The sequence below is a fragment of the Actinomadura sp. KC345 genome (genome assembly GCF_004348515.1).
Taxonomy (GTDB): Bacteria; Actinomycetota; Actinomycetes; order Streptosporangiales; family Streptosporangiaceae; genus Spirillospora.
This window is the reverse complement of the sequence record NZ_SMKH01000235.1, coordinates 1-13,000: the sequence shown is the minus strand read 5'-3', so window position 1 is coordinate 13,000 and position 13,000 is coordinate 1. Positions and strand designations below refer to the sequence as shown.

The following is a 13,000-nucleotide window of genomic DNA, read 5'->3' as shown; positions in this document are numbered from 1 at the left end:
GTTCCGGGAACCGCGGGGCCGCCCTTTAGCGTTCGGCTGGCCTTGTGCGTTCGGCAGGCGCGTGCGTTCGGCAGGCGCGTGCGTTCGGCAGGCGCGTGCGATCGGCAGGCGCGTGCGATCGGCAGGCGCGTGCGATCGGCAGGCGCGTGCGATCGGCAGGCGCGTGCGATCGGCAGGCGCGAAGCCTCAGCCGGCGCGCTTGGTGCGGGCGCGCGTGCGCTCGCGCTCCTTGGCGTCCAGGACGACCTTGCGGATGCGCACGGCGGCCGGGGTGACCTCGACGCACTCGTCCTCGCGGCAGAACTCCAGCGCCTCCTCCAGCGACAGCAGCCGCGGCGGCGTGAGCCGCTCCAGCTCGTCACCGGTGGACGACCGCATGTTCGTGAGCTTCTTCTCCTTGGTGATGTTGACATCCATGTCGTCGGCCCGGGCGTTCTCCCCGACGATCATGCCCTCGTACACCTCGGTCGTCGGCCCGACGAAGAACGTGCCGCGGTCCTGGAGGTTGGTGATCGCGTACGCGGTGGCGGCGCCGGAGCGGTCGGCGACCAGGGACCCGGACGGACGGGTGCGCAGCTCGCCGAACCAGGGCTCGTACTCCTCGAACACGTGGTGCAGCATGCCGGTGCCGCGGGTCTCGGTCAGGAACTCGGTGCGGAACCCGATCAGGGCGCGCGCCGGGACCAGGAACTCCATCCGGATCCAGCCGGTGCCGTGGTTCGTCATCTGCTCCATGCGGCCCTTGCGGATCGCGAGCAGCTGCGTGACGGCGCCGAGGTGCTCCTCGGGGATGTCGACGGTGAGGCGCTCGACCGGCTCGTGCTTCTTGCCGTCGACGACCTTGGCGACCACCTGCGGCTTGCCGACGGTCAGCTCGTAGCCCTCGCGGCGCATGTTCTCGACGAGGATCGCCAGCGCCAGCTCACCGCGTCCCTGCACCTCCCACGCGTCCGGACGCTCGGTCGGCAGCACCCTGATCGACACGTTGCCGACCAGTTCCCGGTCGAGCCGGTCCTTGACCATCCGGGCGGTGACCTTGGTGCCCTTCTCGCGTCCGGCCATCGGCCCGGTGTTGGTGCCGATCGTCATGGAGATCGCCGGCTCGTCCACGGTGATCAGCGGCAGCGGGCGCGGGTCGTCGGGATCGGCGATGGTGTCGCCGATCATGATGTCGGGGATGCCGGCGATCGCGATGATGTCGCCCGGCCCCGCCTCCTCGGCGGGCTTGCGGGTGAGCGCCTCCGTCATCAGCAGCTCGGTGATCTTCACCCGCTCGACGCTGCCGTCGCGGCGGCACCAGGCGACCTGCTGGCCCTTCTTGATCGTCCCCGCGTGCACCCGGCACAGCGCGATACGGCCGAGGTAGCTGGAGGCGTCCAGGTTCGTGACGTGCGCCCGCAGCGGGACGTCCGGGTCGTAGGACGGCGCCGGGATCGTCTCGCTGATGACCGTGAACAGCGGCTCCAGGTCCTCGCTGCCGGGCATGGTGCCGTCGGCGGGCTGGTCCAGCGAGGCCCGGCCGGCGCGTCCCGACGCGTACACGATCGGGAAGTCGATCTGGTCCTCGTCGGCGTCGAGGTCCATGAACAGCTCGTAGGTCTCGTCCACGACCTCGGCGATGCGGGCGTCGGGACGGTCGGTCTTGTTCACGACCAGGATCACCGGGAGCCGGGCGGCGAGCGCCTTGCGCAGCACGAACCGGGTCTGCGGGAGCGGGCCCTCGCTGGCGTCCACCAGCAGGACGACGCCGTCCACCATGGACAGCCCGCGCTCCACCTCCCCGCCGAAGTCGGCGTGTCCGGGGGTGTCGATGATGTTGATCGTCAGCCCGTTGTGCCGGACGGCGGTGTTCTTGGCGAGGATCGTGATCCCCTTCTCGCGCTCCAGGTCGTCGGAGTCCATCACCCGGTCGTCGACGGTCTGGTTCTCGCGGAAGGCCCCGGACTGCCAGAGCATGGCGTCGACCAGCGTCGTCTTTCCGTGGTCGACGTGGGCGACGATCGCGACGTTCCGGAGGTCGTCGCGCGTGGAAATGGGCATGCGGGGCTCGCCTTGGGTGAGAGTTCGGGGATCGCCGCAGACGCGCGGCGCCTTCTATTCTACTTGCCCGCGCCCGCACCCCGCCCTGTCCGTCCCGTGTAGCGCTCGCACCATCGGTCACAGGGACCCCGATTCGCCAACTTTGCACGTTCTTTGTAATCTGCCCGAGATCCGGTCGTCCGGAGTCCCGTCCCGGGGACTGCGGCCGGTGCGCCGAATCTCCCGCGTACGGGAGAGCCGGGGACCCACGTCCCTGGGGTGAATCGACGCGAGTCGTAGGGCGGCTCCTGGCCCGAACCCGTCAGCTAACCCGGCAGGCGCGCGAGGAGAGGAGAACACCGGCTTGGCACCGGCACCCCGCAGGTGGCGGCGCATCACGCCCGCCGCCACGGCCACGATGCTCCTGATCGGCCTCGGCACCACCGCGCCCGTCGCCGCCCATGCCTCGTCGCCGTTCCGGCTCGCCGCCTCGGCGGCCTCCCCGACGCCCATGCCGACGACGGAGGAGGGGCTGCGCAAGAGCCTCGACAAGCTGAACGAAGAGGCCGAGATCCTCACCGAGAAGTACAACAAGACCCGCGTGGACCTGGGCAACGCCAAGAAGGCCGAGCAGGCCGCCGCCCGGCAGGCGGCGACGCTGCGCGCCCAGGCCATCCCGGCCCGCGAGCAGCTCGGGCGGCTCGCCGCGGCGAACTACATGGCCGGGACACCCGATCTGATCTTCGGCGCCGAGGGCTCCCCGGAGGGCCTGTCCGAACGCGCCTACCTCACCCAGAGCCAGACCATCGCCATCCAGGCGCTGCAGAAGCAGATCGAGGCGGCCGAGTCCGCGCAGCGCAACGCGGAGGCCAAGACCGCCCAGGTCGAGAAGGCGACCGAGGCGGCCAAGAAGGCCCGCGAGACGGCCAGGAAAAAGGTCGCCGAGGTGATGAAGCGGCTGGACAAGCTCACCACCACGCGCGTCAGCGACCCCCGCAGCGGCCTCCGCGCCACCGTGAAGGGATCGGGGCTGCCGGCCGACATGGCCCGCAAGGCGCTCAGCAAGCTCGGCTCGCCCTACGTATGGGCCGCCTCCGGCCCCAACAGCTTCGACTGCTCAGGGCTCGTCGTCTGGGCCTACGGCCAGGTCGGCAAGCCCGGCCTGCCGCACTACACCGGCGCCCTGTACGGCGAGGGCACCAAGGTGTCGCGCGGCCAGCTCCGGTCCGGTGACCTGGTCTACTTCGGCGGCAGCCTCCACCACATGGGCATCTACCTCAGTGACGGCAAGTACGTCCACGCCCCGCAGACCGGCGATGTGGTGAAGATCTCCAAGCTGTCGGACCGCTCCGACTACGCGGGCGCCAACCGCATCTCCTGAGAAAAGACGTACGAGGGCTTCCCGCGGCGCGGCGGGAAGCCCTTGTATTTTCTCGTTCCGGGCTAGGAGAGACCCTGGCGGGCCAGGACGTCGATGACGGGGAGATCGCCCGGGAGCCAGTCCACGTCGTACAGCTCGTGCGGCGAGAGCCAGCGGAGCGCCAGGTGTTCCAGGGCGCGGGGTTCGCCTTCGAGGATCTCGGCCGTCCACACCCGGAGGAGGCTCCGCTCGCTCAGGCGCCAGTCGGCGCCGACCCGGTGCCGCAGCCGTATCTTGACGGCCAGTTCCTCATGGCACTCACGGACGAGCGCGTCCTCGTCGGACTCACCGGGGTCGACCTTCCCGCCGGGCAGCTCCCAGCCGCCCGCCATGTGCGGCGGCTCGGCCCGCTGGGCACTCAGCAGGCGGCCGTCCGAGATGATCGCGGCGCCCACCACCACGAGATCTATGAGGACCAACTCCTCCCGGTATCGCTTCCGGACCCCACCAGGCGGGTGGCGTCCTCGACGATCCTCTCAAGGTGGTCGCCGTGCGCGCCGCGCCAGTACACCTGGCCGCAGTCCCCGCAGCGGCCGTAGACGTCGTAGCTGCGGCGGGTGCCCGCCTCGATGTCGTCCTCGACCTCGTGCTTGTCGACCGGGATCAGGTCGCCGTTGCAGGCGGTGCAGCGGGTCCACGGACGCAGGGCGGGCGCGAAACGGTCCAGCACGTCGCGGAGCTGGGCGTCCGGGCGGGAGCCCCGGACGTAGGCGCCGAACCACAGCGCGCGGCGGCGCAGGAGGCCGCGGTCCTGGGTGAGCAGGACGCGGCGCTCCTCGTTGGCCTGGACGACCAGCGCCGGGTCGTCCATGTCGTTGTGGTAGGCGGTGTCGAGGCCGAGCAGGCGCATCCGGCGCGCCAGCGTGCCCAGGTGGACGTCCAGGACGAAGCGGGGGGCGGTCTGGCCCGGCTCCAGCGGGACGCGCTGCGGGCGCGGCACCGCCGCCACGTGCACGTCGGCTCCGGCGTCCGGACGGGCCGAGGGGCCCGCAGCCTCGCCCCCGACCGTCATCGGTCCCGCCTCGGGCAACGGCACCCCGAGCGACTCCACGAGGTGGCCCAGCGTCGAGGTCCCGTCGTGGGGGACGCGGCTCACGCGCTCCCGCCGCGCGGCCGGCAGGAACATCAGGAGTTCGTCGGCGACTCGGATCGTTATCTCGGGCTCCACGCCGATCAGCATGCCACGCGCCCCGGAATGTCCCACCGCATTTTCGGGCCGCGCCGGCGCCCGGGGACGGGCGCCGAGTGCCGCCGGCGCGCTTCCGGTGGCCGGGGGTCAGTCGCCCGACCGGCCGGCGGCCAGTTCGCCGACCTTCTTCTGGAAGTCGGGGCGCGCGAGGGGCCGCGTCACGCCCGTCCAGTCGGAGCGCTTGTAGGGCTTCACCCCGATCGCCGGGACGCACGTCGAGCAGCTCGCCACGATCATCTTGTTGTCGGCGATCACCATCCCGACATGGCCGGGGTTGTTCGGCGACGTCCCCGGCCCGGAGTTGAAGAACACCAGGTCGCCAGGTCGCTCCTTGCCCTTGTCGATCTTCACTCCGAACGGCCACTGCTCGAAGGTCGTGCGCGGGATGTCCAGCCCGACCTGCCGGTAGGCGGCCTGGAGGAGGCTGGAGCAGTCCCACGCGTCCGGGCCGTTCGCACCGAACACGTAGGGCTTGCCGCGCTGCGCCATCGCGAACTTGATGATCTTCTGCACGACCTCGCCGACGTTGGCGGGGAGCTCGTTGTCCTCGCACTCGACGCCGTTCGACTGGACGACCTGGAAGTCGCCGCCCACGTACCGCTTCGCCCAGTCCAGGACGAGGTTCACGTAGTCCCAGGAATGGTTGTAGGCGAAGATCGCGCTCCGCATCCGGTCCGGGGCGCCGGAGTGCTTGAGGTAGTTGGCCGCGGACGGGATCGCGTCCTCCGGGTCGTAGCGGTCCTTGCGGCCGTCCTTGTTGCCGTCCACCGCGAACGCCTTGAACGTCGCGGCGAGGAACTGCATGGGGCCGCCAGCGCCCGCGTAGTTCTCGCCGCTGCCCACACCGGGCAGGTTCGACCTGCCGTGGTCGGTCTCGACCTTGCCGACGGCGGCCAGCACGTTCCACGGGATGCCGTACTTCTCGCCCGCCTCCTTGTAGAGGGTGAGGTAGTTCGCGGGGATGGCCTGCGCGTCGTCGGCGGCCTCCGGCTGGGCCCCGGCCTTCGAGACGTCCACGCAGTTGGCCGCGCTCCTGAACATCAGCTGGCCGCCGCCCAGCAGGATCGGAATGAAGACCAGACCGGCGAAGAGCACCGCGGCGACGCCGAGCGCCCCGGCGAACAGGAGTCGGCGGGCGGTCACCCCGTATCACCCGCCTGCCCCACGTCCGCCGGCTGGAAGGCGTACACCCTCAGTGAGCCGCCCTCCCGCGCCACGGTCACCGCGTACCGCTTGCTCTCGCTGCTCTCGCCGCCGCCCTCGGTGACCTTCTGCCGGCCCGACACCACGAAGACGATCGAGTTCGCCTCGATGTTGCGCACCTGGTCGAGCGTCGCCGTGCTCTCCGCGACGACCTGCTCCCGGCGCCTCTCCTCCAGGATCCCGGGCGTCGCCGCGTCCCGTTCGAGCTGTCCCATCAGCTCCTCGGTGACCAGGCCCGAGAGGCGTCCCGTGTAGGTCTGGGGCGGCTCGTCGAAGCGGTAGGTCCCGTAGGCGGCGACGAACCGGCGTGCCAGGTCGCCCGCGTTGGCGAACTCCTCCCGGTTGAACGGCAGCAGGCGGTAGATGTCGAACTCGCCGGGGTCGATCGTGCCCTCGATCCCCGGCGGCGGGGACGCCGGGGCGGACGTGGCGGGCGCGCCCTCCGGGCGGGCGTCGGGGCGGTCCGGCTCGCCACCGGGCGCGGCGATCGTCAGGTAGACGCCGATGGCGGCGAGCACCACCACGAGTCCTCCGAAGAGAAGCTTGCGCTGGCGGTCGTTCAGGTTCATCGCTGGATCTTCTTCATCCCTGGGAGGCCTGCTGGGTGCGGCTCACTCGTCCCGCTCCCCCTCGCCCGGCGGGCGCTCCGGTGGACGCAGCCAGAACGGGATCGGCGGGGCCTCCTGCGAACTGCGCCTGCCCCACAGCGGCGGGGGCTGCTGCTCCCGGTCGCGCTGCGGCCGGGACCCCGGAGCACCGCCCGCGCCGCCGCGCGGCCTGGGGACGTCCCCTCCGGAACCGCGGCCGGAACCGCCGCCGGACCCTCTGCCGGATCCACCACCGGAACCGCCCGAGCCGCCGCCGGAACCGCCGCCCGCGCGTCCACGGCCGCGGTCGCCGGGACCGGACGAACGTCCGCTGCCGCCGAACCAGCCGCCGCCTCCGCCGCGGGCGCCGTTCCCTGAGCCGTTGCCCCCGGAACCACCGCCCGAGCCGCCGCCCGAGCCACCGCCCGAGCCACCGGAACCGCCACCTCGGCCACCGGAACCGCCCGAGCCGCCGTTGCCGCCGGAGCCGCCACCGCCTCTGCCGCCGCCGGTGACACCGCCGCCGGTTCCGCCGCGTCCCGTCCACGAGGTCGGGCGTGCGCTGCCCGTACCGGAGCCCCCGCCGGACGACTTCTTCCCGCCGCCCGCTCTCGCTCCGGCCACCCCGCCCGCGACACCGCCCGCCGTACCGCCGGCGGCACCGTCCGCGGCACCCGCCGCGGCTCCGTCCAGGCGCCGGTCGCCGAGCGCGCGGGACGGCAGGTTCAGCGGAGGGGCGCCCTTCCGGGAACGTCCCTGCTGCGCCGCCGTGCCGCCCCCGCCGCGCGGCTTGGCGGCGAGCACCGGCGCGTCCTCCGGCGAGGGGCCGTCGCCCGTGCCCGACCCCCGCCTGTCGGCCGCGATCGTGGTCCCGGGCGTGCCGTCGGCCTGCGTCGCCGGGGCGACGGCCTCGGAGGTCGCCTCGCGCCTGGCCCATCGGGCGAACCCGACTCCGGCCCCGGTCGGTACCGCCGTCGCGGCCGCCAGCGTGCTCCGGCGCGCCTCGGAGATCGACCTGTTGAGCGATGTCTCGCTCTTCTCCCGCGCTCCCACGGCGCCGTAGCCCACGGCGGAGAACAGATGCTGGAACGGTCTTCGGTAGACGAACGCCGCGCCCGTCACGAGCGCGATGAGCAGGATCTGCAGCCCCCACGGCAGGGTCTCACTGAGGATCAGCCCATACGCCCACAACAGGAGCGACAGCACACCGATCAGCGCCGCCTGTTTGAGCAGCATGGACAGCAGCAGCTCCAGCCAGCGCATGGCGATCACCCGTCCGATGCCCGGATGGATCCCGATCCCGAGGAAGATCGGCCCCGCCACCAGCAGAAGGAGGAACGCGATCTTCACCACGATCAGCGCGATCGCGATGACCATGATGAGGATTCCCGCGATGAGCGCCGCGAACAGCCCGCCGAACGCGATCGCCAGCCGGTTCCCCCAGTTCTTGCCCTGGAAGAGCGGATACGCCGCGGGATGCTCCTCCTTGATGTTCGCGGCGACGTCCTTGTAGGCGTCGGCCTTCCTATCGAGGTCGGGCTCGTTGTTGGAACCGTGCGTCTCCGGCAGGTCGACCGCCTGAGACCAGAGCAGCTTGTCGGCGTTCTGCTTGACGATCGCGGCGTTGGGATCGGTGGTGCCGAACTGGCCCTGCAGCCACGGCTTGCAGACCAGCGCCACCCACAGCCGGTTCGCGTTCCGGGCCGTCTCGTCCATGTCCTTCGACGCCGCCGGATCCGGTTCGCCTTCGGGTTTCGGGATGCACACCCCGCCCGCCGTGCCGCTCTCCGGCAACGCGGCGTCGAACGCGGCGCTCGTCGCCTCCGACGTCTGCGTACCGAGCGTGGTGAAGTCCGAGGGCCGCGCGATCAGCCAGACCAGCGCCACCATGGCGACGACCATCCAGATCACGCCCTCGGTGACCTTGCTCGCACGCTTGCGCACCAGGCCCCACCAGGCCAGCCACATCGCCCCGAGGATGACCACCCAGGACCAGTAGCGCGCGTTGAACGTCTCCCCCATGTTGCTGATGACGCCGTCGACGGTGTCCTTCAGCCAGTCGAGCAGCGACGGGGACGCGGCCGACTGGTAGACGCTGATCGTGGTCCGGTCGATCGCCCGGACGAGCGTGAACACGGTGTTGGCGACGGAGTTGCCCATCATCGCCATCGCGTCCGTGCAGCCCATGTCGACCGCGTACCAGTACTGCCCGGCCATGCCGTAACGGTCGTAGTAGGTCAGGTTCTCGACCGGCGTCTTCCGCAGATCCTCGTCCGGATAGTTCGGCGGCTTGATCATGTCGTCCGTCCCCGAACCGTACTGCTCGGGGGCCGGATTCGCCGCCGGGCTGCAGATATCGTTCGGTGACAGGACGTCCGGCCTCGGAATCGACGCCGACGCCGGGGACAGCGGCCCCAGCATGATCAGCGCCATCATGGCCAGCAGGACCGCCGAGCGGCGGCGGCCCCGGCGACGGGGCCGGGGGCGGTCGCTTCGGCGGGGCCGGGAGGCGAGAACCGCGCGGTCGAGCCCTTCGCCGGGCGAGCGCTGGAGGCGCGCGGCCGGCTGCCGGAAGCCCATCATCCAGTGACCTCCTCGACCTCGGCCCCCGCCACGGTGAGTTCGGAGCCCGGACGGGACCGGGTCGGGTTGGTGTCCAGCCAACGCTGCAGTTCCTCGGAGATCAGGTCGACGCCGATGCGCCCCGCTCGGCCGTCGAGATCGCGGAAGATGCATTCGCCGTTGCCGAGGTTGCGCAGCACGGCCATGTGCTCGTCGGACGCCTCCACGCCGAGCAGCGACATCACGTTGCCGACCTCGACACGTTCGCTGGAACGGAAGGAGAACACCGACGACAGGCAGTTGGTCACCTGCTCGTTCAGCAGGTCGCCCGCGTTCTGGGAGACCAGGATCAGCGCGGTGTTGCGGGACCGCCCCATCCGCGAGACCTCGGGGATCAGCTTGGCGCCCTCGGGGGTCGAGGTGATGGCCCACGCCTCGTCGAGGAAGATCGCCTTGGGGAGCCGCCGGTCGAGGCCGTGCATGAGCCGCCGCGCGAACTGCGACACCAGGTACATCAGCGCCACCGAGAGCCGCTGCTCGTAGGAGTAGTCCTCCCGCAGGATCGTGACGTCCGGCAGGGTCAGGCCGCCGAGCGTGAACACGGTCGTCCAGCCCTCGGTGTCGATGCGGTCGCCGCCGGACGGGTCGAAGCACAGCCGCGCGAGATGCATCTCCGACATCGAGCGCAGCACCGCGCCGAGGTTCTTGGACGCCGGATCGTCGGTGCCTTCGAGACGGTCGACGACGCGTCCGAGCGAGGGCTTCTCCGCGTTCGCGACCGCGGTGACCGCCTGGATCATCGCGGACTCGCGCTCCTCCGACATCCGCGGCAGCAGCAGCCGCAGCGTCTCGGTCGCCATCATCTTCTTGGTCGCGAGGTCGTCGCCGAACGAGAACGGGTCGAGCAGGCCCGGCGCCGCCGACCCCAGCGGGAGGATCCGCGCCTTGCGGCCCCGCGCCTTGAGCAGCTCCACCAGAGTCTCGGCGTCGCCCTTCGGGTCGATCGCCGCGATCGTCACCCCGCGCAGCGCCATCTGGTAGATCAGCAGCAGCGCGAGCGTGGTCTTCCCGCCGCCGGGCTCGCCGGTGATCGCCACGGCGGTCGGGCGGTTCCGGGCCGCGGCGACGAGCGGGTCGAAGTGCACGATGGCGCGGGCCCGGCCGAGCGTCTCGCCGATGTAGGGGCCGATCCAGCCCTCGTCGTTCTCGTCCGGGCGGTCGCCCAGATCGACCGTCGCGATCGGCATCCCGCCCGAGATCGTCCGCAGCGGCTGGCGCTGCGCGTAGGCGTTCAGCCGGATCTGGTCGCCGGGCAGCGATTCGAGGAACAGCGAGAACTGGTCGCCGGTCGAGTTGACCACGTCGATGCCGATGTCGCGGTAGTGCTCCACGACCGCGTCCACCCGCTGGCCGAGCAGGTCCTCGGTGGGCGCGGACACGATCAGCCGGTGCCACCCGTACACGAACGGCAGCCGCTCCTTGGCGATGCCGTGCTCCAGCATCCGCGCCGCGTCGATCTGCTCCGCGAGCGCGATCGGCGCCTCCGCGCCCGCCTCCCGGATGTGCTGGTCCATGTCCCGGGCGTGCGCCAGCTTCCGCGAGACGTCCTTGGACGCCTTCGCCGGCGGGATCAGCTTCATCCGCGCGCTGATCTCCACGGGGAACGCGAGGGCGTCGGCGTAGTGCAGCCACGGCTCGCCGTCCGGGAACGGCATCATGTCGGGGAACCGCGCGAACGACAGGTACGCGACGTACGACTCGGCGGTGGCGCCGCCGCCCGCACCGGTGTAGTTCGGCTGCTCCACCTTCAGGTACGAGCGCCCGTTGTGGATGGCGCCCTCGACGAGCGACTCGATCTCGCCCTTGCCCCACGTCCTGCGCTGGACGGCGGACGGCGGCGGATCGGCCAGCGACCCCGTCACCGCGTGCTGGAACAGCCACGCCACCTCGGTGGAGGTCGCGTGCCTGGCGTACAGGGCCGACCCGCCGAGTGCGCGCCCGACCCGCTCGGCCTGCTCGGTCCAGCGCGCGATCTCCTTCTTGTCGATCGCGTCGTCGTGGACGCCGAGGACGTTCTCGCTGCGCTTGTAGAAGCTCATGAGCTGCGACAGCACACCGCCTGACAGATGCGCGCCCATGCCGCGCTGACCGAGCCGGACCCCGAGGTAGACCTCCTTGGTCCAGAAGTCTTTGGCCCACACGTGCGCGTAGGTCTCCTCCAGGTACTCCCGCCACCCGGGCCCGGCGTCGGACGTCCGGTCCAGCGACAGCGCCCAGTCCGCCGCCGGGTACGTCCGGTGCGCGATCCGCAGGTGGACCTCGGCGTCCTGCATGCGGATGCCCGCGAGGGCGATGGTGATGTTCGTGGCGAGCGCCTCGCGCTCCTCCCCGGTGGTGAACTCGTAAGACACCGTGGGCAACCGGAAGTACGCCCAAGCCGAGGCGTCCGTGAACAGCACGCGGTCGTCGAAGTACCGCACCGCCAGCCGACTGGACTTGCTCACACGCTCACCCCCGCACCGCATTGTCCCGGTACACCGGCGACCGCGCTGGGTTGCCGGGGAGAGTGTTTCCCGTCCGGGCGGTCATCCGGATGAGGCGCGCCCGCCAGCAACGCCAGGTCCGTCCCGGTCTCCGCTCGATGCCCGCGAGGGGCGCTCATCGGGTGGCCTCCTGCTCCTGCTGAAGCTCCTGGTAACGCTCGGGCATGACGCTGAAACCACCGGCGACCACGCCGGCGAGGGCAAGATAGGCACGCCGCGTCGGCGTCCGCAACGACTTCAGCTCGTTGCGCGGGGCGCGGTCCATGCTCAGGTGATCATCCCACGGAATGCGCACCAGCGCCCGGCAACGCCCCCGGGCCACGGCCTCGGCCTGCTCGACGTCGTCCATGCTGCGCCGGCTCACCCCGTTGATGACCGTCACGGCGCGGGACCGCAGCTCCTCGTAGCCGTGACCGTCCAGCCACTCGAACGTCATCGCGACCGCGCGCGGCGCGTCGGCGCTGGCCGGCGCGACGAGCACGATCTGGTCGGCGTACGGCAGGACCCGCGCGACCACCGCGGCCGCCGCGTCCAGCATCGTCACCGAGTAGAACTTGTCGATGGTGCGGATCGCCAGGGCGTAGTCACGGTCGTCGAGCGCCTGCAGCGGGTTCTTGCCCGCGGCGATCACGTCGAGGCCCGACTTGGCCTGCGAGGTGTACCGGCGCATCGCGGTCAGGCTGCCGACCTGGTCGGCGCGCGTGATGAGCCCGGTCAGCGTCTCGTTCGTGTCGCTGCGCGTCCGCCGCGCCAGCGCGCCCGGCCCGGGGTTCACGTCGATGGCGACGACCGGCTCCCCGTTGTGCTGCGCGAACGTGTGCCCGAGCATCAGCGCGGTCACGGTCTGCCCAGCGCCCCCGGTGCACCCGAGCACGACGACGTGCCGTGTCCCGTGGAACGGCTGCTGCAGGCGCTGCTGGTAGTCGGCGTCGACGTCACCGTGCCCGCCGCCGACGGCGTGGAACAGCCGCCGCAGTCCGCCGCCGCTGACCTCGTGCTCGGGATCGGGCGGCGTGATCGCCGGACCGGACGGCGGCGGCGCCGGCGGTGGCGGCAGCGGCCGCGGCCGCACGGGCGACGCCGGCTGCGACCGGACGTCCCGCGGCGGCGCCTCCTCCTCCGGAACCTGCTCGACCGGGGCGGGCCCCGCCTCCGCAGCGGCGGGCCACGCGGTCCCCTCCGGCTCGGGACGCTGCGGCTTGGACAGCCCCTCCGACCACGGCCGCGGCGCCTCCATCCGAGGCACCTCGGCGTGCGGCGGCTCGGCCGTCTCCCCCTGCCGCGCCCCGAAGGCTCCGGGCACCATGGGGATGTCCGGCCGCGTCGCCGGCGGCCGTCCGGCCTCCCGCTGCGGCGGCGCCCAGGGCCGCGGCACATCCCGCCGCGTCTCCCGCACACCCGGCTCCCCGGCGGCCCCTCCAGCCGCCGCAGGCGAAACCCCGCGCTCCGGCTTCCGCTCCCCGGCGACCTTCCGATC

Annotated in this window: 8 protein-coding genes, 1 pseudogene and 1 riboswitch; of the genes and pseudogenes, 1 reads left to right on the top strand and 8 read right to left on the bottom strand. The window is 71.8% G+C overall.

All coding sequences use genetic code 11. The features are described from left to right. Positions 1 to 186: 186 nt before the first annotated feature. Positions 187 to 2,040, bottom strand: a complete 1,854-nt coding sequence (gene typA, locus E1281_RS29575) for a translational GTPase TypA (RefSeq protein ID WP_131883001.1) — start codon at positions 2,038 to 2,040, stop codon at positions 187 to 189. Positions 2,041 to 2,241: 201 nt separating this feature from the next. Next, positions 2,242 to 2,376: riboswitch (cyclic di-AMP (ydaO/yuaA leader) on the top strand. A 7-nt stretch (positions 2,377 to 2,383) separates the two neighbouring features. Between typA and E1281_RS29570 the strand changes: the two genes are divergently transcribed. After that, positions 2,384 to 3,400 (top strand): C40 family peptidase, encoded by a 1,017-nt coding sequence (locus E1281_RS29570; RefSeq protein WP_243717535.1) that lies wholly within the window; start codon positions 2,384 to 2,386, stop codon positions 3,398 to 3,400. Positions 3,401 to 3,462: 62 nt separating this feature from the next. On the opposite strand, the gene E1281_RS29565 is transcribed toward E1281_RS29570, so the two are convergent. From E1281_RS29565 to E1281_RS29535, 7 genes and pseudogenes are all read right to left on the bottom strand, one after another. Next, positions 3,463 to 3,849: a (deoxy)nucleoside triphosphate pyrophosphohydrolase gene (locus E1281_RS29565; protein ID WP_131883002.1), complete on the bottom strand. Its 387-nt coding sequence runs from the start codon at positions 3,847 to 3,849 to the stop codon at positions 3,463 to 3,465. Then, complete coding sequence (locus E1281_RS29560; RefSeq protein WP_347813318.1) at positions 3,846 to 4,607, bottom strand: Mut7-C RNAse domain-containing protein; 762 nt, start codon at positions 4,605 to 4,607, stop codon at positions 3,846 to 3,848. Before E1281_RS29560 ends, E1281_RS29565 begins: the two co-directional genes overlap by 4 nt. Positions 4,608 to 4,715: 108 nt before the next feature. Continuing rightward, complete coding sequence (locus E1281_RS29555) at positions 4,716 to 5,771, bottom strand: NlpC/P60 family protein (RefSeq protein WP_131882999.1); 1,056 nt, start codon at positions 5,769 to 5,771, stop codon at positions 4,716 to 4,718. After that, a complete protein-coding gene (locus E1281_RS29550) occupies positions 5,768 to 6,400 on the bottom strand; it encodes a hypothetical protein (RefSeq protein WP_131882998.1) in 633 nt (210 codons plus the stop codon). Before E1281_RS29550 ends, E1281_RS29555 begins: the two co-directional genes overlap by 4 nt. Positions 6,401 to 6,442: 42 nt before the next feature. Next, positions 6,443 to 9,001, bottom strand: coding sequence for a type IV secretion system protein (locus E1281_RS29545; protein ID WP_131882997.1), 2,559 nt, complete (start codon positions 8,999 to 9,001; stop codon positions 6,443 to 6,445). Beyond that, positions 8,998 to 11,505, bottom strand: coding sequence for an ATP-binding protein (locus E1281_RS29540; RefSeq protein WP_131882996.1), 2,508 nt, complete (start codon positions 11,503 to 11,505; stop codon positions 8,998 to 9,000). Before E1281_RS29540 ends, E1281_RS29545 begins: the two co-directional genes overlap by 4 nt. Before the next feature lie 133 nt (positions 11,506 to 11,638). Then, positions 11,639 to 13,000, bottom strand: a pseudogene (locus tag E1281_RS29535) (chromosome partitioning protein); the annotation flags it as partial.